The organism is Streptomyces sp. NPDC030809 (assembly GCF_055572195.1).
Map to the genome: position 1 here is coordinate 297629 of NZ_JBVIDV010000005.1, position 21661 is coordinate 319289.

At 73.7% G+C, this 21661-nt stretch carries 23 protein-coding genes and 1 pseudogene; 9 read left to right on the top strand and 15 right to left on the bottom strand.

Annotation, left to right across the window (positions count from 1 at the left end; all coding sequences use genetic code 11):
* Nucleotides 1-79: 79 nt before the first annotated feature.
* The 7 genes from tpx to ACZ407_RS09745 form a co-directional block, all read right to left on the bottom strand.
* Nucleotides 80-580, bottom strand: a complete 501-nt coding sequence (gene tpx, locus ACZ407_RS09715; protein WP_468126988.1) for a thiol peroxidase — start codon at nucleotides 578-580, stop codon at nucleotides 80-82.
* A 149-nt stretch (nucleotides 581-729) separates the two neighbouring features.
* Nucleotides 730-2118: a hypothetical protein gene (locus ACZ407_RS09720; RefSeq protein WP_468126990.1), complete on the bottom strand. Its 1389-nt coding sequence runs from the start codon at nucleotides 2116-2118 to the stop codon at nucleotides 730-732.
* 6 nt (nucleotides 2119-2124) lie between these two features.
* Complete coding sequence (locus ACZ407_RS09725; protein ID WP_468126991.1) at nucleotides 2125-2877, bottom strand: hypothetical protein; 753 nt, start codon at nucleotides 2875-2877, stop codon at nucleotides 2125-2127.
* A 32-nt stretch (nucleotides 2878-2909) separates the two neighbouring features.
* A complete protein-coding gene (locus tag ACZ407_RS09730; protein WP_468126992.1) occupies nucleotides 2910-3188 on the bottom strand; it encodes an ABC transporter permease in 279 nt (92 codons plus the stop codon).
* A 199-nt stretch (nucleotides 3189-3387) separates the two neighbouring features.
* Complete coding sequence (locus ACZ407_RS09735) at nucleotides 3388-3996, bottom strand: hypothetical protein (protein WP_468126994.1); 609 nt, start codon at nucleotides 3994-3996, stop codon at nucleotides 3388-3390.
* The gene (locus ACZ407_RS09740) at nucleotides 3989-4390 is read right to left on the bottom strand and encodes an ASCH domain-containing protein (RefSeq protein WP_468127117.1); all 402 of its coding nucleotides are present in this window, start codon (nucleotides 4388-4390) and stop codon (nucleotides 3989-3991) included. The genes ACZ407_RS09735 and ACZ407_RS09740 overlap by 8 nt, the downstream gene beginning before the upstream one ends.
* Before the next feature lie 171 nt (nucleotides 4391-4561).
* Nucleotides 4562-5083: a MarR family winged helix-turn-helix transcriptional regulator gene (locus ACZ407_RS09745; protein ID WP_468126995.1), complete on the bottom strand. Its 522-nt coding sequence runs from the start codon at nucleotides 5081-5083 to the stop codon at nucleotides 4562-4564.
* Between the two features lie 59 nt (nucleotides 5084-5142).
* On the opposite strand from ACZ407_RS09745, the gene pip reads away from it, so the two are divergent.
* From pip to ACZ407_RS09765, 4 genes are all read left to right on the top strand, one after another.
* Nucleotides 5143-6105: a prolyl aminopeptidase gene (gene pip, locus ACZ407_RS09750; RefSeq protein WP_468126997.1), complete on the top strand. Its 963-nt coding sequence runs from the start codon at nucleotides 5143-5145 to the stop codon at nucleotides 6103-6105.
* Nucleotides 6106-6194: 89 nt separating this feature from the next.
* On the top strand, nucleotides 6195-8294 hold the full coding sequence (locus tag ACZ407_RS09755; RefSeq protein WP_468126998.1) for a SpoIIE family protein phosphatase: 2100 nt from the start codon (nucleotides 6195-6197) through the stop codon (nucleotides 8292-8294).
* Between the two features lie 207 nt (nucleotides 8295-8501).
* On the top strand, nucleotides 8502-9518 hold the full coding sequence (locus tag ACZ407_RS09760) for an acyltransferase family protein (RefSeq protein WP_468127000.1): 1017 nt from the start codon (nucleotides 8502-8504) through the stop codon (nucleotides 9516-9518).
* Nucleotides 9519-9527: 9 nt separating this feature from the next.
* Nucleotides 9528-10820: an MFS transporter gene (locus ACZ407_RS09765; protein WP_468127001.1), complete on the top strand. Its 1293-nt coding sequence runs from the start codon at nucleotides 9528-9530 to the stop codon at nucleotides 10818-10820.
* Between the two features lie 24 nt (nucleotides 10821-10844).
* Here the strand turns inward: ACZ407_RS09765 and ACZ407_RS09770 are convergent, their stop codons facing one another.
* Nucleotides 10845-11867, bottom strand: coding sequence for an endonuclease/exonuclease/phosphatase family protein (locus ACZ407_RS09770; RefSeq protein ID WP_468127003.1), 1023 nt, complete (start codon nucleotides 11865-11867; stop codon nucleotides 10845-10847).
* Between the two features lie 225 nt (nucleotides 11868-12092).
* Here ACZ407_RS09770 and ACZ407_RS09775 point away from each other — a divergent pair, with 225 nt between their 5' ends.
* Both ACZ407_RS09775 and ACZ407_RS09780 read left to right on the top strand, forming a co-directional pair.
* Complete coding sequence (locus ACZ407_RS09775; protein WP_468127004.1) at nucleotides 12093-13541, top strand: hypothetical protein; 1449 nt, start codon at nucleotides 12093-12095, stop codon at nucleotides 13539-13541.
* A 125-nt stretch (nucleotides 13542-13666) separates the two neighbouring features.
* A complete protein-coding gene (locus tag ACZ407_RS09780; protein ID WP_468127006.1) occupies nucleotides 13667-14908 on the top strand; it encodes an MFS transporter in 1242 nt (413 codons plus the stop codon).
* 37 nt (nucleotides 14909-14945) lie between these two features.
* Here ACZ407_RS09780 and ACZ407_RS09785 read toward each other — a convergent pair whose 3' ends face one another.
* From ACZ407_RS09785 to ACZ407_RS09795, 3 genes and pseudogenes are all read right to left on the bottom strand, one after another.
* Nucleotides 14946-15644 (bottom strand): carboxylesterase/lipase family protein, encoded by a 699-nt coding sequence (locus ACZ407_RS09785; protein ID WP_468127008.1) that lies wholly within the window; start codon nucleotides 15642-15644, stop codon nucleotides 14946-14948.
* Between the two features lie 166 nt (nucleotides 15645-15810).
* Nucleotides 15811-16047 (bottom strand): annotated as a pseudogene (locus ACZ407_RS09790) (carboxylesterase family protein); the annotation flags it as partial.
* Nucleotides 16048-16091: 44 nt separating this feature from the next.
* A complete protein-coding gene (locus ACZ407_RS09795) occupies nucleotides 16092-16607 on the bottom strand; it encodes a CGNR zinc finger domain-containing protein (RefSeq protein WP_468127010.1) in 516 nt (171 codons plus the stop codon).
* Between the two features lie 26 nt (nucleotides 16608-16633).
* Between ACZ407_RS09795 and ACZ407_RS09800 the strand changes: the two genes are divergently transcribed.
* The gene (locus ACZ407_RS09800; protein WP_468127012.1) at nucleotides 16634-17155 is read left to right on the top strand and encodes a GNAT family N-acetyltransferase; all 522 of its coding nucleotides are present in this window, start codon (nucleotides 16634-16636) and stop codon (nucleotides 17153-17155) included.
* Nucleotides 17156-17179: 24 nt separating this feature from the next.
* On the opposite strand, the gene ACZ407_RS09805 is transcribed toward ACZ407_RS09800, so the two are convergent.
* The gene (locus tag ACZ407_RS09805) at nucleotides 17180-17941 is read right to left on the bottom strand and encodes a hypothetical protein (protein ID WP_468127013.1); all 762 of its coding nucleotides are present in this window, start codon (nucleotides 17939-17941) and stop codon (nucleotides 17180-17182) included.
* A gap of 218 nt (nucleotides 17942-18159) precedes the next feature.
* On the opposite strand from ACZ407_RS09805, the gene ACZ407_RS09810 reads away from it, so the two are divergent.
* A complete protein-coding gene (locus ACZ407_RS09810) occupies nucleotides 18160-18456 on the top strand; it encodes a hypothetical protein (RefSeq protein WP_468127015.1) in 297 nt (98 codons plus the stop codon).
* Nucleotides 18457-18520: 64 nt separating this feature from the next.
* Here ACZ407_RS09810 and ACZ407_RS09815 read toward each other — a convergent pair whose 3' ends face one another.
* Entirely contained in the window at nucleotides 18521-19543 is a 1023-nt protein-coding gene (locus ACZ407_RS09815; RefSeq protein WP_468127016.1) for a zinc metalloprotease, read from the bottom strand.
* A gap of 524 nt (nucleotides 19544-20067) precedes the next feature.
* On the opposite strand from ACZ407_RS09815, the gene ACZ407_RS09820 reads away from it, so the two are divergent.
* Nucleotides 20068-20730 (top strand): deoxynucleoside kinase, encoded by a 663-nt coding sequence (locus tag ACZ407_RS09820; RefSeq protein WP_468127018.1) that lies wholly within the window; start codon nucleotides 20068-20070, stop codon nucleotides 20728-20730.
* Nucleotides 20731-20781: 51 nt separating this feature from the next.
* Here ACZ407_RS09820 and ACZ407_RS09825 read toward each other — a convergent pair whose 3' ends face one another.
* Together ACZ407_RS09825 and ACZ407_RS09830 are read right to left on the bottom strand one after the other, a co-directional pair.
* A complete protein-coding gene (locus ACZ407_RS09825; protein ID WP_468127020.1) occupies nucleotides 20782-20934 on the bottom strand; it encodes a hypothetical protein in 153 nt (50 codons plus the stop codon).
* A gap of 2 nt (nucleotides 20935-20936) precedes the next feature.
* The gene (locus ACZ407_RS09830; RefSeq protein ID WP_468127022.1) at nucleotides 20937-21578 is read right to left on the bottom strand and encodes a hypothetical protein; all 642 of its coding nucleotides are present in this window, start codon (nucleotides 21576-21578) and stop codon (nucleotides 20937-20939) included.
* Nucleotides 21579-21661: the final 83 nt, after the last annotated feature.

The window sequence follows — 21661 nt, forward strand, 5'->3', positions numbered from 1 at the left end:
GGTTCCCGGCCAGGTCCCCGCGCAGCCGTGCGGCGTCGCCACGACGGGTGGTGGCGACGCCGCACGGAGGGGGCGGGGACTACTTCAGGACCGCGAGGGCGGCGTCGTAGTTCGGCTCCTCGGCGATCTCGCCGACCAGCTGCGAGTGCAGGACGTTGTCGTTCTCGTCGAGGACGACGACGGCGCGGGCGGTCAGGCCGGCGAGCGGGCCGTCGGCGATGTCCACGCCGTAGGCCTCGTGGAACTCACGGCCGCGCAGGGTGGAGAGGTTGTGCACGGCCTCCAGGCCCTCGGCGCCGCAGAAACGCGCCTGCGCGAAGGGCAGGTCGGCGGAGATGCACAGCACGACGGTGTTGTCGAGCTTCGAGGCGCTCTCGTTGAACGCACGGACGGAGGCCGCGCAGGTGGGGGTGTCGACGCTCGGGAAGATGTTGAGCAGCTTGCGCTTGCCGGCGAAGTCCGCGAGCGAGGTGTCGGCCAGGCCGGCCGCGACCAGGGCGAACGCGGGGGCCTGGGTGCCGGGGGCCGGCAGCGTGCCGTTCACCTGGACCGGGTTGCCCTTCAGCGTGACCTGAGCCATGAAATATGTCCCCTTCGAACAGAATTTCTGATACCGGTCGCGATCATAATCTGTTCGAACGAAACCCGGCACAGCTGCCCACTCTGTGGCCGGAAGTGGCCGGAACACGACCATGCACGTGCCCGTCCCGGCTCCTGCCGCGGCCCCGCTCAGGCCGCCCGGTGGTAGAAGAACGGGTCGATCGACGGCGGCACGCGCGTGACGTTGTCGAGGTCGAGCAGCTGGTGGCTGACGAAGTCGGCGTGCCGCTGGTACGTGACCCCCGCGGGGAAGTTCGCCGTGTCGGGCGTGTTGTTGCCCGAGAACACCCCGTAGAAGTCCCGGCCGACCGTGAGCAGCCGCATGTAGTCGCCCAGGTACGGCAGGCTGCGGCGCGGGGGGACGTTCGCGGGCGCCTGGTGCAGCACGTGCCGCTCGGGCGGGGTCTGCCAGTCGTCGCCGGTGAGCTCCAGCACCGTGACCCACTGCCCCTGGGTGAAGCGCTGGCTGGCCAGCCCGAGCAGGGAGTCGGTGCTGACCGCGAGGGCCGGGTTCTTGGCGTCGGTGAGGGTGCGCACGTCGTCGGACCAGGTCTGCCCGTGGTCGGTGGAGTGGCGCACGTGCAGGGTGTAGTCCGTGCCGGTCAGCCCGCCGACGCGGTCGCACCAGGCCACCCAGACGCTGCCGGGGTCGGTGGGGTCCACCGCGATCGACAGGTCGCCGCCGAGCCGGTCCTGGCCCATGACCGCGCCGAACTTCACGAACCGGTCCTCGGCGACGCGCTGGCCGGGGGCGGAGTCCTGGGCGTCCTTGAGGTGTTCGAACGGGTTCGCCCCCACGGCGCCGTCGTCGTCCCGCGTGACCACGACGTCGAAGCGGACGTTCGGGCCGGACCTGCTCCGCCAGCTCTGGAACACCGCGTACACCGTGCCGTCCGGGTGCAGGGCCACCCGTACCGGCGGCCCGTCCTGGCCGGTGGTCGCGCGCCGCTCGATCGCATGGCGCCGGAATCCGGCCGGCGGCCCCTCCGTGCGGGCATTGCCCGATACGTCCACGGTGGCGGTCCGGCCGGTCCCCTGACCGAAGTCGTTGCTGGCGACGTAGACGCGGTCGCGGACCGTGCCGTCCTGCTCCACGCTGCCGGCGACCACCCACGGCTGGTCCTCCTCGTCCCGGGAGACGAGCACCTCCATGGGGCTGGTGGCCGAGATTCCGGCGGCGCGCAGCACCTGCATGCGCAGGATGTTCTCGACGGCCGCCCGGCCGTTGAGGATGCCCGCATAGAGGGCGCCGCCCCGGGAGGCGAAGCTGACCGAGATGTCACCGGTGCCCAGGCCCTGCGTGCCGCCCGGCACGATGCTGCGCAGCACCCAGGTGTCCCCGCCGTTGGTGGAGACGTAGACGGGGGCGAGCGGGCCGCCCATGGGGTCGGGCGTGAAGGCGGTCGCGACCATCTCGGTGGGGCGCTCGGGGTTGACGGCGAGGCTGGGTTCGCCGTCCTGGCTCCTGTCGCCGCTGAGCGCGACGGGCGTGATGTTGACGACCTTCAGAGTGGCCATGGCCGCTCACCTCCATTCGCCATGCAGCGCGTCGGCCCTCTGCACCGGCTGCTGGTCATCGGGGTGGAGGAGCTGGTACGGGGCCCAGTCGCGCAGCGCGCCCTCGGTGGCGTGCAGGAGCCACATCCCCTCCTGCGAGGCGGCGGGCTTCGGCGCCCGGTACCAGCGGAAGTCGAAGCTGTTGGGGTAGAGCACATCGAGCGGACCGGGCCGGACCGGCCCGCGCTCGACGGCGGACACGCTCAGGCGGGCGCGCCACCAGTCGGGGTCGTGCTCGGAGGGTTGCTCGTCGGCGATCTGCTCCAGGGACACGACCACGCCCACCACCACGGCGTCCGCCTGGGCGGCGTGCTCGGCCAGGTCCTCGTCCGCGATGTCCCGCTGGAGCGCGGAGAACGGCATCGCGTCGGCGGTGCGGGCCACCATGGAGATGTTCTCCTGGACGGCGTCGGCGGGGAGCCGCCCGACCTCCGTGACGGCGAGGCCCTCGCCGTAGGCCACTCCGTCGGTGAAGAAGGCCGCCGCGTCGCCGACGGCGGGCGGGGCCAGGTCGCCCGACAGCTGGACGGTGACCTCGCTGCCCGCGAGCCGCTGGAAGGCTTCGGGCGCGTGCAGCACCGTGTCCACCTGGACCACGGCCGTCCGTTCGTCGACGGGGATGTCCTTCAGCCGCGCGGCACCGAGTCGTGTGACCGTGCCGACGAAGCTGAGGGGGGCGCTGCGGATCAGCGTCTTGAGTTCCTGGGGGCTTTCGGACATGGCGGTCTCCTCCTCCCGCCTGGTCCGGCCGGCTAACGCGAGGGGTGCGCTGCGGCCGGGTGGGTGCGGCGCCACTCCATCCGTGCGCCGAGGGCGCACAGGACGGCGACCAGGGCCGTGACGGCCACGATGAGCCATTCGAGGGATCCGCTGCCGGCGTCCGGCTCGACGCCGAACAGCACTTCGATCCAGTCGCGCCGGACGAGGGTGGCGAGGAAGAGGAGCCCGGAGAGGGATCCCAGGACCACTTCGGCCCAGAACCGGGGGCGGAGCGTGCCGGGAGTGTGCTGGTGCAGGGAATGGAAGGCCATCGCGGGCCTCCCCTCTGTGACGCGCCCCGGCAGAGGGCGCGGGGGTAGGGCGGGGGGTGTACACCTACGAGGCACACGTGACGGTGTACTTCCAGTCTTCGCGCGTCCGCCGTCTCCGGTCAAGTGCCCGCCCGCGCCCCGGTGGGAGGCCGCTGCGCCTCCCGGGTCCGCGCTCTCGGACCCGGTGGCGGCCCGTCGGCTACGGCGTGCGGGTGAGGGTGAGGACCGTGCCGGAGGTCCGTGCCGTCAGGCGCATGTCGAAGCCGCCTTCGGTGAGGGTGCCGGCGGACCGGTGCGGGCCGTCCGGCTCCTCGGCGAGGGCCAGTTGGGCGGAGATCCACGCCTTCCGGCGCGGGCTCGCCCGTCCGTTGAGGGCGAGGTCGGCGCACTCCGAGAGGGTGGCGGCGACCTGCGGGGACACCGAATTGAGGGCCATGCACTCGATGCGGCGTGCCCGGCCTTCCTCGTCGTCGGTGGTGCGCACCCAGAGGGTGAACCCGGCCGGGAGGACCCGCTTCGCCTCCATGGGCCCCTGCCCGTAGCGGCCCCTGCGGTGGACCTCCAGGCCCCACCGGGCCGCGATCGCGCCCATGAGCACGTCCGCGGTGGGGCCGGGGAAGGCCGGGGAGCTCCACGTGCGGGCCGGGGAGGGTGCGGGGGCGGCGGACGGGGCGGCCGACGAGGTGTGCGGGGTGCCGCTCGGGCCGCCTGCCGGACCGTCACCGCCCGTACAGCCGCTCAGCAGGAGCACCGGACAGGCCAGGGCGGCGGCCGCGTGCCTGCCGGCTCGTGTGCGGCGCTCACCCACGGGCCGCCGCCTCGGGGGCGCCGTCCGCGAGCAGGCGGAACGTCAGGCACACCACCTCGGTGCCGTCTTCGACGGGGGTACCGGACTCGGCCCAGTAGCGCCGGTGGCCGGCGCGCCATTCCGCGAGGGTGGCGTCGCCCTCGCCCTCGGCCGCGGCGTGCTCCCACGTCACCTCGCCGAAGGTGGTGACGTGCACTCCGGTGATCTCCACGGTCCCGGCCCACTCGCCCGAGGTGCCGAGCAGGGCCAGCCGCTCGCCGACGGTCTCCAGTTCCTCGGCCTCCGTCCGGTACTCCGCCAGGAGCCCGGTCGTCGCCACCTTCCGTCCGGCCAGCGCGAGCCCGTTCAGCCAGTCCCGCATCTTCCCGGCCGATCCCAGCTCCAGCGCTCGCATGCCGTTCACCCGCGGCCACATGGGCTCGTCCCCCTTTTTCGGTGCTGCGCCGGTCGCGCCCTCGGTGGGCGACGCGTGCGCTGCCGGAGATCGTACGGACCGGGGGCGGGCGGACGGCAAGGCATTTCGGCCGACCGGACGCTCGGGGGGCGTTGCCGCCGGCCCGCCGCGCTACGCGCGCTGCCCGGCTTCGGGACGGCGGTCGTCCCGGATCCGGCCTTCGGGCAGCTGATCGGTGATGCGCCAGCGCATGGGGCGCCGGCTCAAGGCGTCGAGGGCCTCGTCCACGAGGCGGCTCAGGGGGAAGGAGAGTTCGGCCTCGAACTCGGCGGCCGCCGCCGCGGTGGCGGTCCATTCGGCGTCCAGGGTCGGGAGGAGGGACTCGGCCTTCGCGGTCAGGCGGACGATGCGCTGCCGTCCGTCCTGTCCCGGGACGAGGCTGACGAGGCCTTGGCCGGCCATCTGGGCCACGGTCTGGCTCGCGGCGGAATGGGTGACGCCGGTCGCCGCCGCCAGGTCCCTGATCGAGGCGGATCCCGCGGCGGCCAGGGCTCGGACGACCGGAGTGAACCGCGGCCGGAAGCCGGTCAGGCCGAGGTCGGTGTAGACGGCGGCGACATCGCCGTCGAGGAGGTCCAGGAGGTGGCGCAGCCGCGTTCCGAGGAGCTCGGGGCCGGGGGTGTGGGAGGGCATGCAGGTTAATATAACAGCGCTGTTGTATCTGTCGTGTCCGCAACCGAGGGGATCCCGCCGTGCCCGAGCTCCATCCGCCCATCGAGCCGTACGACACGGGGATGCTCGACGTCGGCGACGGCAACCTCGTCTACTGGGAGGTCTGCGGCAATCCGGAGGGGAAGCCCGCGCTCGTCGTGCACGGCGGCCCCGGATCGGGATGCACCCCCGGCGCCCGCCGGTACTTCGACCCCGACCGGTACCGCGTGGTCCTCTTCGACCAGCGCAACTGCGGCCGCAGCACCCCGCACGCGAGCGACCCCGCCACCGACCTCGCGCACAACACCACCGGGCACCTGATCGCCGACATGGAACGGCTCCGGCAGCACCTCGGCATCGACCGCTGGCTGCTGTACGGCGGCTCGTGGGGCTCCACCCTCCTCCTCGCCTACGCCGAACGACACCCCGAGCGCGTCACCGAGATCGTCGTCGCGGGGGTCACCACCACCCGGCGCTCGGAGATCGACTGGCTCTACCGGGGCGCGGGCCGGTTCTTCCCCGAGCAGTGGGAACGCTTCCTCGCCGGAGCCCCGGGCACCCCGCGCGACGGCGACGTCGTCGCGGCCTACGCCCGCCTGGCCGAGCACCCCGACGCGGCGGTCCGCAACCGGGCCACGTCCGACTGGTGCGACTGGGAGGACGCGGTCCTGTCCGGCGAGACGAAGGGGACCGCACGCCCCTACGGCGACCGGCCCCCGGCCGCCCGGCTGGCGCTGGTGCGCATCTGCTCCCGCTACTTCGCGCACGGGGCCTGGCTGGAGGAGGGCGTACTGCTGCGCGAGGCGGGGCGCCTGGCCGGCATCCCCGGCGTCCTCGTCCACGGCCGACTGGACCTGGCGGGACCGCTCGACACGGCGTGGGAGCTCTCCCGGGCCTGGCCGGACGCCGAACTGCTCGTGGTCGAGGAGGCGGGCCACCTGGGCGACGCGGCCACCCGGAGCCACGTGCTGGCGGCCCTGGACCGGTTCGCCGCGGCCGGCTGAGGCCGGGCGGCCAGCGTTCGCGGTGGGTGCGGGCCGACGCGCAGAATTGAGGGGCACCGCCCGAGCGCCGTACACGCCTGAGGGGTCCGATGCCACCGTGCCCGCCGGGGGGCGACGCGGCCGCCGGTCCGATCCGGTCCGAGCCGGGGTCCCTGCTTGAGCAGGTGGCGGTGGCGGTGTTCGGCATCGACGAGCAGGACCGGGTGTGCGCCTGGGGGCCGGGGGCGCAGGGGCTCTTCGGACATCGGGCCGAAGAGGTGCTGGGCCGTCCGGCGGCGGCGCTGTTCCCCGAGCCGGGCCCGGGCGAGCCGGGCCCCGCCGCGCAGCTCGTGGAGCGCGCCCGCAGTCTCGGCTACTGGCGGGTGCGGCGCCCGGTCCGGCACCGCGGGGGCACGGTCTTCGACTGCGGGCTGCGGGTCTTCCCCGTGGCCGGCTCCGGCGGCGGCCCGGTCGTCATGGTGCTCGCCAGCAGCGGCGCCGAGCTCGACCGGGTGAAGACCAACCTGACCTTCCTCGACTCCCTCTTCGAGACCTGCCCGATCGGCCTCGTCATGGTGGACGAGGAGCTGCGGTACGTGCACCTCAACCAGGCCCTGGCCGACATGGACGGCATGTCCCGCGCGGACCACGCGGGGCGGCGCCTGGACGAGGTCATGCTCGCCGAGGACGACGGCGGCTGGCTGCGGAAGCTGCGCGAGGTCGCGGCCGGCGGGCCGCCGGTGGTGGGCGCCCTCGCGGTGGTGCGCACGCCCGGCCGTCCCGGGCAGGACCAGATGCGGTCGCTCAGCTTCTTCCCGCTCAGCGGGGCCGGGGACACCCGGCGCGGGGCCGGCGGGGTCCTACTGGACGTCACCGACCGCGAGCGGGCCGTGGTCGAGGCCGCGGCCGCCCGGCAGCGCCTGGAGCTGCTCGACCGGGCCTCGGCCCGCATCGGCACCACCCTCGACGTACGCGTCACCGCCCGCGAACTGGTGGACGCGGTGGTGCCGGACTTCTGCGACGGTGCGGTCGTGGAGCTCGTCCAATGGGCGGACGAATCGGCGGAGTTCGACCCGGCGCAGGAGCTCGTGACCCGGCGCATCGCCGCCCGCACCACCCTCCCCGAGCCGGCGCCCGAGCTGGTGCACGGCCTCGACACGATCACGTACCCGCCGGGCTCCGGCGTCCACGACATGCTGCGCACCGGCCAACCGATCAGCGTCCGCGTGGACGAGGCCTTCGCCTCGCGCACCGCGGTCCACCAGAGCCGGGCCCGGCTGCTGCTCGACAGCGGGGTGGCCGGCATCCTGATCGCCCCGCTGGTCGCCCGCGGGACCGTCCAGGGGATCACCATGTTCGGCCGCTCCCCCGCCCGGCCCGCCTTCACGGCGGCCGACCTGAGCCTGGCCGGGGAACTCGCCTCCCGGGCGGCCCTGTGCCTGGACAACGCCCGGCTGTACAGCCAGGTCCAGGACATCGCGCTCACCCTGCAGCAGGCCCTGCTGCCCAGCGCGCCCGCCACCAGCGCGCACCTGGAGACCGCCCAGCGCTACCTGCCCGGGAGCCGCCTCGCCGAGGTCGGGGGCGACTGGTACGACGTGATCGCCCTGCCGGGCGGGCGGACCGCCCTGGTCGTGGGCGACGTGATGGGCCACGGGGTGCCCGCCGCGGCCGCGATGGGCCGGCTGCGGATCACCGCGAAGGCGGTCGCCCGGCACACCCGGACCCCCGAGGAACTGCTCACGGAGCTCGACGCCTGCGCCCACGAGGCCGGCATCGAGCTCGCCACCTGCCTGTACCTCGTCTACGACCCGGACTCCGGCCGCGCCCGCATCGGCAGCGCGGGCCACCCGCCACCGCTGCTGCGGCTCCCCGACGGCACCGTACGGGTCCTCGGGGAGGTCCTCGGCGTCCCGCTCGGTGTCGGGGGCGTGGCCTTCAGGTCGACCGAGGTCGAGCTGCCGGAGGGCGCCACCCTCGCCCTGTACACGGACGGCCTGGTCGAGACCCGCGACCGGGACCTCGACGCCGGGGTGGACGCGCTGGTCCGGGCGCTCGCAGAGGCGCCCGTCCCTCCCGGAGGGCACTCGCTGGAGGCCGCCGCCGACGGCATCCTCGCGCGGATGCTGCCGGCGGGGCCCACCGACGACACGGTCCTGGTCCTGGCGCGCGTCCGTCGGCGGGCAGCCGCCCCGACGGGCCGGGACTGACCGTCGGGGCGGCCACCCGAGGCCTGTCCGAATTGGCCATGAATAGGGCCGTATGGGCCGCGAGGCTATGCGCGATCGTTATTCGAGGTCTTACAACCTTTTCCCAAAAGGGAATTACCTGGTTATGGTCCTCGAATGCTTTCTGTCGCCCCCAAAAACAAAAGCGCACCTCTTCCCGTGGCGGAAGTGACAATTCCACAGCGGGCAATGCAGCGGGACCCCTACTTCGACAACGTGAAATACGCCGCCATCCTGCTGGTGGCCCTGGGCCACCTGTGGCCCCACGTGGTCGAGAGCAGCCGGACCACCCGGACCCTGTACATGTTCGTGTACACCTTCCACATGCCGGTGTTCATCCTGATATCCGGCTACCTCTCGAGGAGCTACACGGGCCGCCCCGACCAGCTGCGCAGGCTCCTGACCGGCGTGGCGCTGCCGTACGTCGTCTTCGAGGTGGCGTACACGCTCTTCGCCCGGTGGGGGAACTGGCCCGGGAAGCCCATCAGCCTGCTGGAGCCCACGTACCTGATGTGGTTCCTCATGGCGCTCTTCATCTGGCGGCTGACGACCCCGCTGTGGCTTTCGCTGCGCCGGCCGCTGGCCGTCTCCCTGGTCGTCGCGGCGCTCGCGACGGTCACCCCGGCCATCGGGCCGACCCTCGACCTCGTCCGGGTGCTGCAGTTCCTGCCCTTCTTCGTGCTGGGCCTGTGCATGAAGCCCGGCCACTTCCGCTTCCTGCGGCGGCGCCGGGTGCGGGCACTCGCCGTGCTGGTGTTCGCCGGGGCGCTGCCCTTCACGTACTGGGCGACGCCCAGCATCCCGATGAACTGGGTCTACCGGTCGAGGAGCGTCCAGGAGATGGGGCTGGCGTGGTGGCCGGGCCTGTTCCGGGCGAGCGTGTACTTCTGCTGCACGCTGGTGCTGGTCGCCGCCTTCCTGGCCCTGGTGCCCGCCCGCCGGTACTGGTTCACGGTGCTCGGCGCCGGGACCATCTGCGGATACGTGCTGCACGGATTCCTGATCCGCGGGGCCCAGTACACCGGTTTCTACGAGAGCCATCCCTCGCTGAGCACCCCGGTCGGCCGGGTCGCGCTGTCCGTGCTCGCACTCGCCCTCATGACCCTCCTGTGCACCCCGCCGGTGCGCCGGGTCATGAAGTGCGTCACCGAGCCCGAGATGACATGGGCGTTCCTGGACGACCGGCCGAAGAGCGGCCGCTGCTAGCCTGCGGCCATGATCACGGGGAGAAAGCCGGGCCGAATAGCAGGGGCGGGGGCAGCAAGGGGCAGCGGGCCCGAGCGGGTGCTGATCCTGGCCAGTTTCGTCAACCGGGTCGGGAACGGGCTCTTCAATACGGCGTCGGCGCTGTACTTCACCCTGGTGGTGGGGCTGCCGGCCGTGCAGGTGGGGGCCGCCCTGACCGTCGCAGGGCTCGTCGGCCTGCTCGCCGGAGTACCCGGCGGGCACCTGGCCGACCGCCGGGGTCCCCGCACCGTGATGATGCTCGCCCTGGCGGTGCAGGCGGCGGCGATGACCGCGCTCGTGTTCGTCGAGAGCTGGGCGGGCCTCGCGGCCGTCGCGACCGTCGACCAGCTCGCCGCGGCCGCCGGGGGCGCGGCCTGGGGAGCGCTCGTGGTCCGGGTCGGCACCGACCGCCCGGCGCTGTTCCGGGCGAGACTGCGTACGTACGTCAACCTGGGGGTGGTAACCGGGACCGTGGGGGCGGGTTTCGCAGTCGCCGCCGGCACGCGCACCGCCTACCTCGTGCTGATCCTCGGCAATGCGGCCAGCTTCGCCCTGTGCGGCCTGCTGCTGTTCCTCCTCCCCCGCTTCCCGGCCCTGCCGGCACCGCCGCAGGAGCACCGCTGGACCGCGCTCCGGGACCGTCCGTTCGTGGCCTTCGCGGCCCTCTACGGTGCGATGGGGCTGCAGTACCCGACGGTGTCCCTCCTCCTGCCGATCTGGATCTCCCAGCACACGGACGCACCGCGCTGGACCGTGGCCGCGGTGGCCGCCGTCAACTCCGGTGTCTGCGTCCTGTTGCAGACCCGGATCGGCGGGCGCATCGAAACCCCCGACCAGGGCGGCCGGGCGTTCCGCACGGCAGGGCTGCTCTTCCTCCTCAGCTGTCCGATGATGGCCCTGACCGCGCACGCACCCGTGTGGGCCGCCGCCGGGCTCGCCGTCGCGGCGATCTTCGTGCACAGCCTCGGCGAGATCTGGGAGTCCTCGGCCGGCTTCGCCCTCGGCTTCGGCCTGGCGCCCGACCACGCCCAGGGGCAGTACCAGGGGCTCCTCGGGCTCGGCTTCGGCGCCGGCCAGGCCCTCGCGCCGGCGGTCCTCACCACCGCGGTGCTCGGCCTGGGCACGGCCGGCTGGCTGCTCCTCGGCGCGTTCTTCGCCGCGGTGGGCACCACCGGACCGGCGCTCGAACGCTGGGGCGCCCGCACCCGGCCCCGGCCCCCGGGGGAAGCCGGCGCCCCGGCCGCGGAGCCCGGCGGTGCACCCGCCGAGGCCCGCGCATAGCCCCCCGCAGGGGTCCGCGGGCCGCTACTTCTCGATGGTGACCTGGGCGGCGACGGGCAGGTGGTCGCTTCCGGTGCGCGGGAGGGTCCAGGAGGATTCCGGCCGCAGGCCGTAGACCATGATCTGGTCGATGCGCGCCATGGGGAACCGGGCCGGCCAGCTGAAGCCGAAGCCGTCGCCGGCCGCACCCTGGGTGGAGCGCATCTTCCTGGTGATCCGGGACAGCGAGCGGTCGTTCATGGTGCCGTTCAGGTCCCCGAGCAGGACGAACTTGTCGGCCTCCTCGCCGGAGAGCGCCCGGCCGAGCGCCTCGGCGCTGTTGTTGCGCTGGTCGGAGGTGAACCCGGCGTCGAGCTTCACACGCACCGAGGGCATGTGGGCCACGTACACCGCCACTTCGCCCCAGGGGGTGTCGACCGTGGTCCGCATGGCACGGGTCCACCCGATCTTGATGTCGACGGGCCGGCTCGATGTCAGCGGGTACTTGCTCCACACCCCGACGGTTCCCTCGGCGGCGTGGAACTTGTAGGTGCGGGCGAGTTCCGTCGCATACACGTCCACGTCCGTCGGGCTGAGCTCCGTCAGGGCCAGTACGTCCGCCCCGGCGCGTGCGACGGACCGGGCGGTGCCGCGCGGATCGGGGTTCTCCGCGCCCACGTTGTGGGTGGCCACCCTGAGGTTGCCGCCGGGGCCGGACTTGTCGGTGACGAGCCCGCCGAAGAGGTTCAGCCACACCGCGGCGGCGACGCCGACGGCCAGCAGTGCGCTCACCGACCTGCGCCACAGTGCGGCGGCCAGCAGGACGGGGACCGTCCAGCCGATCCACGGCAGGAAGGTTTCGACCAGGCTGCCCGCGTTGCCGACGGTGTTGGGCACTTCGGCGTGCAGGAGCAGGACCAGGGAGACCAGCACGGCGGACAGGGTGACCAGCGGGCCGCGCCGCCAGACTCCCGGTGCCCAGCGCCGTCCGGCGAACCGGCGGCCGGGAGCAGGGGGCTCCCGTCGCGATCCGCTGTGTCCCGTACCGGCCACGGAGCCCTGCGCCATCTGTCTACCTTTGCTGACCGTGCTTGTTCTGTGCCCGCCCGGCGCCCGGGGCGGTGGACGAATCCCCGCCCCGGCCCGTCGCACGCGCTTGAAGATCACAGACGCGGTCCGCCGCATTCCGGTTCCCGCCCCGGTGAGATCACAACACGGTCACATCGGGCAACCCTCCGGGCACGCCGCGGGTCGGACTCTTCGTCAGCCTCGCGAGACGGGACGGAGAACGGCATGCGCGGTCTCATGCGCAGGAGGGTGGCCCTCGTCCTGGGCTGCCTGTTCGGGACGGCCGCGGTGCTCGGCCTGTACCGTCTCGCCGTCTCCGGCGACGGGGAGGGCCGCGGCGCCGGGCGCATGCGGCTCACGGCGACCCACCACGAGCCCGCGTACTTCATCGGCCCGACCAAGCGGACCCAGCCGTTCTACGTGACCGTGCTCAAGGTGGCGGGCCCGCGCGGGGCCGTGGCCCACGGCGTGACCGCGGACTTCGACCTCGGCCGCCTGGGCGACAAGGTCGTGGTGCATCCCGAGAGCCGGTGCAAGCTCCGCGGCCGGACCCTCCACTGCACCCTCCGGTCGCTCCCGGCGGGAACGCCCAAACGGCTGCCGCTGTTCCGGATCACCAGCGCGCCGGGGGTCGGGACGGGCTTCAGCGCACCGTTCACGATGCGGGTGGGCAGCCTCGACGCGGGCGGGTTCACCTCCGAGACCGTCGTGCACACCGGCATCCCCGACCTGCGCATGCAGAACCGGCCGAAGAAGCAGCCCCTTCCGCCGCTCGTCGGCGAGCCCCCCGCCTTCAGCCCCGTCTTCGCCAATGCGGGCACCGGCCCCTCGCACGAAGGCGTAGTCCTCTCGCTGCGGACGGCCTCCCGGGGCAGCACGGTCACCCTGCCCGCCAGGTTCACCAACTGCTTCTACTCCCCCGACCGGGTGCAGGCGTACTGCGAGTTCCGGACCCCGGTCGAGGCGGGTCGGACGTACACGACCGCCGAACCCTTCGAGCCGCTCAACGACGCACGGCAGGTCAACGGCAGGTACGTGTACGAGGTCTGGCCCCTCGCCCGGCTGGCCCGCAGCTTCCAGGACATCGGCCGCAACGGGAAGGTGAGGACCGACGACGAGCTGCGCCCCCTCCCTCCGCACGTCCCCGACTACCGCACGCGGTTCACCCGCGGCACCGGGCACGAGCTGACCCTGACCGGGGCGGACGGGCAGACCGCGGGGGACAGGCACAGCGGCGAGCTGCGCTTCGCGACCGACAACAGCTCCCTGCCCCAGGACCTGTTCGTCGACGGGGTCACGGTGACGGTGACGGGCGGGGTCGGCGAGAGCTTCCGCTTCCCCCTGCCGGGCCCGGGGGTCTCGCACGGTGAGGCGACGTGGCAGAGCTTCCGGGTCAGGCTCCCCGAGGGCTTCTCGGTGGCGACGCCGCCGGACTACGGCATGTACGGGTCCGAGACCACCTGGTGCGGCAAGCCCGGAGAGGTGGAGGTCACCTGCGAGCGGCCGGACGGCGTGTCCACGCCGGTGTTCCACGTGCGGATGGACCGGTACGTACCGGGTGCCACCGGCGAGATCTCGGTGGAGACCCCGCCGGGAGACCCGTACCCGGAGAACAACCGGGGCGTCGTCCGCGTGGAGATCGCCCCCGGCTCCCCTGCGGTCCGCGGGATGTGACGCTCCCCCGCGATGACCTGGCGATCGGCGCAACCCTTCCTGCACACTTCCGATCACGAAGGAATGGCTGATCAACCGGCGTGCAGCGGCTGCCGGTCGGGCAGCGCCGCACAGGAAGACCCGTCATGCACAGCTCACCGGCACATCCCCTCAGGCGCGCACACCTCGGCGTCGTCGCCACCTTCGCCCTCGTCGGCGTGGTCAACGGAATCCTGGCGGCGAGACTCCCGGGGCTGGCCGCCAAACTCGGCCTGGACCCGGGTGAGGTGGGACTGGTCATCCTCTCCTGGGGCGTCGCGGCCACCGTGACCATGCAGTGCATGCGGTGGCCGGTCGCGGCCCTGGGGAACCGGCTGCTGCTGCGCGTGGGCACCCCGCTGGTCACCGTCTGCGTAGCGCTCATCGGCTTCAGCCCCTCGTTCCCGGTGCTGCTCGCCGCCGCGGCGGGCTTCGGAATCGCCTCCGGCGTGGCCGAGGCCATGATGAACGCCCAGGGCAGCCTGGTCGAACGGCGCGCCGGGCGGCCCCTGATGAACGGTTTCCACGCCGGATGGAGCGCCGGCGCGGTCGCGGGCGGACTGCTCGCCGTCCTGCTCTCCGCACTCGACGTCCCCTACACCGCCTCGGTGTCGGGGACGGCCGCCGTCGCCTTCCCGCTGGCCCTGGCGGTGGGCCGGACGTACCTCGACGAACCGCCCGAGGAGGAGGCGGCCGAAGCGCGGCGCAACCTGCCCGCCGTGGTCTACCTGATCGGGGCGGTCGCCTTCATGGGCCTCCTCCTGGAAGGGCTGGTGGCGGACTGGAGCGGCCTGCTCCTGACGCGCGAGCTGCACACGACGGAAGCCGTCGCCGCCCTCGCCTACCCGCTCTACGAGGTGGCCACGTTCACCGGGCGGCTCTTCGGCGACCGGCTGCGGCTGCGCTTCGGCGCCCGCCCGCTCCTCGCGGCGGCCGGCCTCGCGACCGCGGCCGGGGTGCTCCTGGTGGTCGTGGCACCGTCCGCGGTGTGGGCCGTCTCCGGGTTCGCCCTGACGGGCCTGGCCGTCTGCGCGGTGGTCCCGCTGTGCATGTCGCTGGCCGGGGCCCTCGTCCCGGGCCGCTCGGACGCCGCCGTCGCCCAGGTGTCGGCCCTCGGGTACGCCGGGCTGCTGGCCGGCCCGGTCGTCATCGGCTTCGTCGCGGAGGCCACCTCGCTGCGCACGGGGATCGCGACGGCGATCGGCGCCGCCCTGTTGATCACCCTCGGGGCGGGCCGGCTGCCACGCGGGCTACGGGCGGCCGACCCGGGGACCGCTCCCCAGGGTGCGACGGAGCGGGCCGGGGCACCCGCCGCCGTGGCCTCCGTACGCGACGGCGGCGGGGGGTGAGCTCCGGTGCGTCCGCCGGGGGCGGGGCGCGGGGGCGCTACCGGGGCTCCAGCGGGCGGTAGCGGAAGCCGCGCCCCAGGGCGCGGGCCGGGGACGGGTCCTCGGCCGCGAACCCGTCGGCGGGGACGGCCCAGGAGCGCACCGGGGTGGCCCCGGCGGTCACGGCCGGCCAGCCCGGGTCGCCGTGGGCGGCGAAGTCGGCCCAGGCGCGGAGCATGCGGGCGGACAGTGCGCGGGCCTGCGCGTCGGGGGCGCCTCCGATGAGGAACTCCGCCCCCTCCCCGTCGAGGTTGCCGAACGCGAAGGGCACGTCCGCCGTGTGCCACGGGCGGGCCCCGGGCCTTCTGCGGGCGAAGCGGGCCAGGTGGGCCCGGCCGCCGCCGCGTGCGTGGTGTTCGGCGAGCCGGGTGGTGTACTCGCCGAACTGCGCGTCGCCGAAGAGCGCGAGGTAGCGGTCGAGGACCGGGGCGCCGGGCATCAGCCGGGCGTAGCCCTCGGCCAGGTGCGGCGGGAGTCCCAGGGCCGCGGTGAACTCCGCGAGTGCGGGCTCGGCGGCCACCTCCCGTACGGCCCCCACCGCGTGCAGGAACCACTGCTCCTCGGCCGCGTGGCACAGCAGCAGGTCCACGTCCCGCGCCGACCCGGAGGCGAGTGCCGCGAGCGGGTCGGCGGGGAGCACCCGGCCGTCGAGGACCGGCTGGAAGATCACCGGAGCGTAGGCGTGGACGGGGGTCACAGGATCCTCCGCGCAGCGGGCGGCGACCCGGTCGGAGGCGGCCACGAGGGCCTCGGGCGACAGGGAGAGCAGCCCGTCGGCGGTCGGTTCGGTCCCCGGCCGTACGCCCTGCAGCGGGGGTCCACACGTTCACGGTCAGCACGTCCTCGTCCCCGGGACGCCAGTACGGCGCGCCCGGCAGCCGTGCCGACTGCGGGGCGACCGGGCCGCAGGCGGTGGCCTCGCGTACGCGCTCCCAGGCGGGTGCCGGCCGGGGCGCGCGGAAGCGCCGGCTGCCGGAGGGAGGTGCCGCGTACGGGATGCCCAGGACGGCGGTCGCCCCGTCCGCATCGGGTTCCCTGCCCCGCACCGGGCCGTTCGCCGTGCGGAAGACCGCTCCGCGGTCACAAGATCGTTCCGTCATGGGGTGAAGTCCCGCTCGGCGGCGCTCGGTTGCTGCGCCGCGGGTCAGGTGCGCGCCCGGTGTCGGCGTACGGCGTCCCGGTTGGCGCACGCGTGGCAGCAGTAGCGGCGGCGGCCGGTGCGGGAGGTGTCGGCGAAGGCGTTGGAGCAGCCGCCGACCGCGCAGCGGCCCAGCCGGTGCATCCCGCGGCCGACCAGGTGCAGCGCGGTGGCCATGCAGAGCAGGGAGGACAGCATCGTGCCGAGGGGCAGCCCGTCGGCGCGGTAGTGCAGGTGCCAGCCGGTGCCGGCGTGGTCGGTCAGCCTGGGGTGGGCGGCGTACCGCGCCAGCAGTGCGTTCAGGCGGGCGGCCCGTTCCTGCTCGTCGTGCGCGTCCACCACCTCCTCCCAGGCGTCCAGCGCCCGGTTCGCCTCGGCGAGGTCTTCCTCGGTGGCCGGTCCGTCCAGGACCAGACCGGCGGCCCGGCACCGCCCGGCGAGCTCCTCCGCACCGGTCGGGCGCCGGTTGGCGAGGTCGGCGGCCAGGTCCATGACGTCGTGTCCGTAAGGGTTGAGGTGCACAAGACCATGACAGCAGGCTGGTCGGCATGACACAACACACCTTGCAGAAGACGGCAGTTCGCCCGGCCGCGGTCGCCGACATCCCCGAACTCGTGCGCCTGCGAGCCCTGTTGTTCGGGCACCGGGACGGCGGCTACTTCGACGGCAGCGAGGAGGCGGACCGGCAGTGGCGCTCCGCGCTCGCGGAGACCCTCGGGGAGGTGATCGCCACGGACGCGATGCGCGTCCTCGTCGTCGACGCGGCCGCCGAGGGCGGGGAGCCGGCCCCCGGCGGCCCGCTCGCGGCCTGCGGCATCGGCAGCATCGAGCGCCGGCTGCCCGGCCCGCACCTGCTCAACGGCCGCGCCGGGCTGGTGATCGGCATGGTCACCGATCCGGCGCACCGCAGGCGCGGCCACGCCCGCGCCATCATGCGGGACCTGCTCGACTGGTTCGCCGGACAGGGGGTTGCCCGCGCCGACCTGTACGCCTCCGGGATGGGCGAACCCCTCTACCGCGAGCTGGGGTTCACCGACCACCCGGACCCGGCGATGTACTGGCGCCCGTGAACCGGCCGGCCGGGTCCCGGCGCCTCAGGCCGGGTAGGCGATCGAGCCGAGCGGCGGGCAGGGGGCGAGGTCGGTGCCGGCGCCGGGGCGTGGGACGAAGGCCCGGGCCTCGGCGGCCCGACGGCGGCGGGTGTCCAGCTCGTCGGCGTGCCAGGCGTCGCGGCGGGCCTGGGGATGGTCCCACGTGTCGTCGATGAGGCTGAGGCTGGTGTTTCCGGAGCTGCGCCGGAACTCCGCCTTCAGGGCGGTCTGCCGGAGTGCGGTCTGGACGGCGGCGAGATCGATGCGGGTGATCAGGACGCCCGGGGTGTCCGGCTCGCGCGTGGGCAACGGGGCCTGCGGCAGCAGCGATACGCCGGTGTCGAGGCGGCCGATGTCGTCCACGCTCGCGTCCTGGGCCTCCCGGGCCGCGGTCCGCATCTCCCCGTGCAGCCAGTACAGCTCGTCCAGGTCGGCCGGGGTGATGCGCATCCGCCGGTAGAGGGCCTGGAAGCGGGGGTCGTGGTGCAGCGGGCGTACGGGCTCCGCGTGGAGCGACACGCAGTCGTTGTAGCCGGCCGCCACCGCGGCGTCGAGGTGGGAGATCACCTGGTCCGCCCGCCCCTGCATGAGGGCCGTGCCCGCGAGGCCGGCGTGGCCCGCGGCGACGAGCCAGGCCCCTCGGGGGCCGAGCCCCGCGGCGCGCGCGATCACGTCGTGGAGGCCCGGCGCGGCGGCACTGCCGGTCAGCTGGGCCACCAGCACTTCGTGGAGGCGGGCGGCCAGTGAGGTGACGGTGTCGGCCATGGATCTCCTCGGACCTGGACGGCGGGCAACGGAGTGACGTGATCATTCTGCGCCAACTCCCTTGCGGATGAAGGGCATACGGGGACAGAACTTCCCACGGGCCCGGCACGGGCACGGCATGCGCCCGCACCGGGCGAGCGGGGGACACGGGTCCGCCGTCTCCGGGACGGCTCGGCCCGGCCCTGGTCGCGCGGGGGCGGATCGGGCAGACTCGCGCCATGCAGGAGCACTCCCAGCAGCACATGTACGACCTGGTCGACGCACTCGTACGGGCCGGCAGCAGTTTCCGGCCGCGGCCGCAGGGCAGCGCCGCGGACCCGTTCTGGCCGACCAACGGCAACACCGTGTGCCACCTGGAGACGCCGATCGATTTCACGGTGGTCAGGGCCCTGCCGGAGCAGCCGGGAGACCTCGTCCTCTGGGAGGAGAACGACATGCTCTACTGCCGGGACTGCTGGACGGCGGTCCAGGGCTCGGAGCACGTCCCCGAAACGGTGTGGGACCGCCGCCGCTGAGCCTCAGGAGCCGGGGCCGGGACCGGGCCCGGAGCCGGAGCCGGAGCCGGGTCCGGAGCCGCCCTCAGCCGGAGCCCGCCACCTCTGCGCTCGCCAGTTCCTCGACCCGGCTGCGGTAGGCCTCGACGAGGCTGCCGCCGTCGGAGCCCGGGAACCCCTCCGGACCGGCCCCGAGCGACTTCAGGACTGCCTCGGCCCGGGCCCGGCGGTCGGCCAGCTCCTGCGCGGTGTGCGGGTAGAGCAGCGTGAGTCCGCGCCTGTCCCCGTCCGAGAGGTTCTGTCCGTTGCCGCTCGGCGCGCAGCTGCTGGGTGAGGACTTGTAGAAGAACGGCGGGAACCGGTACAGCATCACGGACTGCGGGTCGAAGGGCCCCGCGACCACGTCCGGGTCCTCCACCGTGCGGAGGTTGTGGTCCACCTTCGCGCGCGGCCAGCGGTTCGGCGCTCCTGCGAGGAAGGTGTAGATGCCGGGCTGGCGTCCCTGCCCGTCCGCGACGAAGCGGCCCGCGGCGTCCGTGGTGGGCACGTATCCGGCGTCGTCCTCCCAGCGGAACTCGGTCTCGCAGGTGCCGCGCATGTTCTGGTGGGAGTGGTGGAACCCGAGCGCGTGGAGGAACTCGTGGCGCACGGTGCCCTCCCACTGGGCGGGCCTGTTGGTCGTGAAGCGCCCGAGGTTGAGGCTGCGCTGACCGGGGTTGCCGCCGACCGGGCCGCCCGACGCTCCGACGGTGCGGTCCGTGCTGTCGGTGCCGACCAGGGAGAAGAAGCCCTGCATGTCGAAGCTGACCCGGATTTCGGCGGCGTACGCGGTGTCGGCGGTGGTCCACCGCCGGAACGTTCCGGCGGCCTCGTCGCGGCCGAAGTCGAGTGTCAGGTTGCAGACCTCGGTGATCTGCGCCGTCGCTCCCGCGATGTCCGCGTGCAGCTGGGAGTCCCCGTCGAGGAAGGCCACGCGCACCGTCGAGCCGGGTTGCCACCTCGCGATGTCGGTGATGAGGAACTCCAGGCCGCCGGCCGAAGCCCGCCTCCAGCGGTCCCGCACCTCGATGTCCGCGACGACCTCGTCCGGGAGGGATTCGAGTTCCATGGCAGCATCCTTTCGCAGCTCATTCGGAAACGGTCCCCCGAGCGCTCTGACGCCGGACGGGCTGCCCGGCGCGAGGCGCGCGTGCCCAGAGGGGCAGCTCACGGCCCAGTATGGGCCGGGGGGAGCTGCGCTGCGACCCAGCCGTCACATTGCGTAGTTCACCCTTCATCAAAGCCTCTCACCTGCACGGATGCGGGGCGTCGGGGTCGGCGGGCATGTTCGCTCGCGCTGCGCGGGTCCTGGCGCGCCTGCGGGGGAAGTCGTTCTGGCAGGCGGTGGGCTTGTCGTCATTTATGCTTCTTGGCGGCCGCGGGGCGGTGGCCCGCCGGGATTGCGGCACCCATGGATGGGGTGGTCCGGACCGTCGGGGAGGCGGCCTGCGTCGGGGCTCGGTCCGGACGCAACCACATGACGCTGATCACGCGATCTCGGGGAATCGAGTGACCGCCGGCATGCGTCTCCATGGTGGCGGTGTGCCCGACCCGCCCTCCTGCGAACAGAAGACCCCCAGGGAGAAGCGAGGTATGCCAGTGATCTGCGTCGGCGGCATGATCGGAATCGGCAAGACGAGCGTGGCGGAACTGCTCGCCAAGGAGCTCGGCAGCGACGTCTTCTACGAGAGCGTCGACGACAACCCGATCCTCCCGCTCTTCTACACGGCGAGCCCCGAGGAGATCCAGGCCAAGCGCTACCCCTTCCTGCTGCAGCTCTACTTCCTCCAGACGCGGTTCGCCGCGATCAAGGAGGCGTACAAGCAGGGTGACAACGTCCTCGACCGCTCCATCTACGAGGACTGGTACTTCGCCAAGGTCAACCACGACCTGGGGCGGATCAGCTCGCTCGAGATGCAGGTGTACGAGGGGCTGCTCGGCGAGATGATGCGCGAGATCGACGGCCTGCCGTACCGCAAGGCGCCCGACCTCATGGTCTACCTGAAGGCCGACTTCGAGACGGTGCTGCACCGGATCGGGCTGCGGGGGCGCGGTTTCGAGCAGGACGAGAGCCTCGTCGAGTACTACCGGATCCTGTGGTCCGGCTACGACGACTGGGTGCACAAGCACTACTCGGCCAGCGAGGTCCTCGTCATCGACATGAACCGGACGGACGTGGTGAACAACCCGGCGGACGCGGCCCGGGTGGCGCAGGAGGTCAAGGACGCCTTGGCGGCGGCCCGAAGCCGGGCCTGAGCACGGGGCGGCGGCCCGGGCGGTCACCGACCGCCCGTCGGCGCCGCTCCGTCAGCGCCGCTCCGGCGGGTCCGCAGGCGGATCCGCCGGGAGCGCGGGCGGGTCGGCGGGTTCGCGCAGGATGCGGTCGATCCGCTCGCCGACCTGCGCCGAGGCCCCGCCCGGTTCCCCGACCGGGGTGCCCGCCAGCGGCGGAGCCAGCACGGCTAGGGCGTCCAGGGCCCGGCCCAGGTCCTCCGGGCGGCCTGCCCGGCGGGCGCTGTCGATGCGGTCGAGCACGGCGAGTACGCGGCGCTCCCGGGCGGGGTCCAGGGGCCAGGCCCGTGCCCGCGCGAGCAGGCGGGCGAGCGGTCGTCCGTCGGGGCCGCGTCCGGGCCCGTCAGCGCGCCGCGGGCGGCCTCGCGGAGGTGCTGCACGATCTGCAGGCCGGTGCCGCGCCGGTAGCAGGGGTTGGCGAACATGCCCCGCCAGCCTTCCTCTTCCCGTTCGTGCGCCACGAGGGCGCGCAGCGGGTCGGCGGCGAAGTGGAGCTGCTGGCCGGAGTCGGGGGCGACGTGCCGGCGCCATCGGCCGCGCAGCGCCTCGACCACGTCGCCCGCGCTCACCATCGGCAGGTTCGCGGCCCAGGCCCCCCATTTGCCGCCGGGGCCGGGGCCGCTCCGCAGGACCTCGGCGAGGTGGTCGGCGAGCAGCCCTTCGGCGGCGGGCTGGTCGGGACCGCTCGCGGTGAGGATCCCGATCCAGAGGAAGGCGGCCGCTTCCGCGCTCCCGCTCGTGAGCATCCGGTTGGCCACCCGGTCTGCCGCCCGGATGGTGTCGAGCGCGGTGCCCGAGGTGCAGCAGTCCACGGCGATGAGGAGTTGACGGGCCCGGGAGGCGGCGGCCCAGGAGACGAGCCGGTCCGCGGTGACCGCGGGGGCCCAGGCCGGGG